Source organism: Rhizobium alarense, assembly GCF_021555155.1.
Classification (GTDB): Bacteria; Pseudomonadota; Alphaproteobacteria; order Rhizobiales; family Rhizobiaceae; genus Rhizobium_D; species Rhizobium_D alarense.
Genome location: NZ_JAKGBU010000167.1, coordinates 1 through 2,338, shown reverse-complemented (window position 1 = coordinate 2,338; position 2,338 = coordinate 1). Strand labels below are relative to the sequence as shown.

The 2,338-nt window shown below is 63.5% G+C and carries 1 protein-coding gene and 1 pseudogene; both read right to left on the bottom strand.

From position 1 onward, the window contains the following. Positions 1 to 1,141, bottom strand: a pseudogene (locus LXM94_RS25740) (AAA family ATPase); the annotation flags it as partial. Between the two features lie 3 nt (positions 1,142 to 1,144). Then, a complete protein-coding gene (locus LXM94_RS25735) occupies positions 1,145 to 2,293 on the bottom strand; it encodes a hypothetical protein (RefSeq protein ID WP_235774720.1) in 1,149 nt (382 codons plus the stop codon). Positions 2,294 to 2,338: the final 45 nt, after the last annotated feature.

Genomic DNA, 2,338 nt, shown 5'->3' with positions numbered 1-2,338 from the left:
CCTGGTCGATGTCGTCGATCGTGCCGAAGCCGATCGCCTTCGGATTGATGACGTTGTTGACGAAGTCCTTGCAGTTCTGGCCGGACTTGCCCTGGTAGGACGAAATCTGGTCAACGCCGAAATTCTCGTAGTGGAAGGCGTAGCCGGCGATCTGGCAGTAGTCGTTGAGCATGCCGGCGAGCATCTGGATCAGCATGGTCTTGCCGGTGCCCGGCATGCCGTCGCCGATGAAGGTGAAGAGAAAGCCGCCGAGCTCGACGAAAGGGTTCATCTGCCGCTCGAAATCGTAGGCCATCAGCATCTTGGCAAGCCGCATCGCCTGGTATTTGGCGATGTGGTTGCCGACGATGTCGGTCGGCTTCTTGAAGGTCATCGACAGCGGCTTGCGCTTCCGGCCGGGCGCCACGTCGAAGCCGTTCAGCGTGAAATCATCCTGCTCGATGCGGATATGGGCGTTCTCGAAGCTGACGAGCCCGGTGAAACGGGCCTTCCGCCCGATCAGCCCCTCGATCGCCACCCGCGCGAAGGCGCGTGCCCGGCTGACCAGCGCCTGATCGTCCGGTGCGCCGGCAATCGTGCGGTCGAGTGCCGCCAGCATGCTTTTCAGCGCGTCCTGCGGCGTGTCGAACAGATAGTCCGGCTCGTCGCCGTCCTCCACCGGCTCCCCTTCGCCCGGCAGCGTCGCGGCGAGATAGGCGGCGAAGGTAAAGGCGGCGACATAGGCCGAGGCCGAGAGCAGCGCCTTGAACTGGTTCGCCTCGTCGCCGGCAAGCGGCGCCGTCAGGTTGCGCGACTGCAGGCCTTCAAGATTGGTCTGGCGGGAGAACACGTCGGTGACGGCAAGCGCGATCTGCAGGCCACGGCGCGCGCGGTAGAGTGCCGCATGCTGCGATGGCGACAGCAGCGGATCGGCCGCACGGACCGACTGGATCGTCCTTGCCAGTTCCACCTCGCGGGTGCGCCGCGTGCCGCCGGTCGAGACGGTGGAAACGAAGCGGCGTCCGCTGCCGGCGAGCGCCGTGCCGCTCTTGCCGTCGTCGGTTTCGAGGATGACCAGCTTCGTCACCATGGATTGCGCCGTCGCCATGTGCTTGGCGATGTCGTCCTCGTGGATGGTCGTCAGCCCGGCATTGAGGCTCATCGGTCAGACCTCGCTGATCACCTGGTTTCCGGAAATCACATGCACCTTGTAGTCGCCGAAGATCGACTGCGCGTCGCCCGAGGCGTAGAGCGCCTGGTAAGCGTCATGCGGCACGAGCGCGTGTTTCTCGTAGGCACTGACGCCCATACGGGCGGCTTCGAGATTGTCGGTGTCGATATGGAATTCCTCCTGCGCCGGCGTCGAGTTCCAGAACCCCCTGTGCGCCGGCCGCTCGGCCTTGGAGAACACTTCCTGCACCGTCCAGGTCAGCAGCCAGGCATTGTCGCGCTTGCGCACCTTCGAGAGGATCGAACTGACCTTGTCGTTGTTTTCCGTGATGCCGGCCGAATAGAACGGCCCGAGCACGAAGCGGCGCAACTGCTTGGGATGCAGCGTCGGAAAATCCTTGTCCATGTTGGTGGCGATCGTCACCGGCGTCAGCGAATAGGCGCTGTTCTTCAGCGCAAAATCGTCGAAGCGGCTGGCGAGCTCCGGGTTGAGCAGCCCGCCGACCGGCAGCGGAATGTCCACGTCCGAATTGAGCTTGCCGCCGGCCGTCACCAGCATCTCGACGATCGCCTCCGTCGAATCCTCGATCGTCGCCATATAGACCATCGGCAGCGTGCTGGTGCCGTCGAAGGCACCCCAGCAGACCACGTAGTAGGGCCGCATGGTCTTCGGATTGACGGCGACGCGGACCGTCTCCGGCATCACGAAGGGCGAGAAGATGTCGCCCTTGCCGATCTGCTCCAGATAGATGCGCTCCGCCATGCGGGTCTGGAGTTCGGTCGGCAGCGCCTTGTGCCTGAGGATGAAATCGGCCATTTCCGCGCGCAGGTCGTCCGCCTGCGGGATTGCGGCGAGGCGCTTTTCGGCGCTCTGCCGGTCGTTTTCCAGTTCCAGCACGTTCTGAAAGACCGGAAAGCCGCTCTCCGCCCGCGAGATGCGGAAATGCTGGACGAAGCCGATGCGGTTCTCCCAGCAGGCAAAGGACGCCTTCAGGCGGGCGAGATAGGGAATGACCACCTCGCCGATCACGCCATGCTGGTAAAGCGGCGAATTGCGGTCGGACAGGAAGATCTCGAAGCCGCTCAGCGCCGAGCGAATGGTGGAGAAATACTGCCTGACGGGATCGTCGACGGCGATTGTCATGAGAGAAACGCCTGCATTTCGATGATGGCGTTCGCGTCTTCCCCC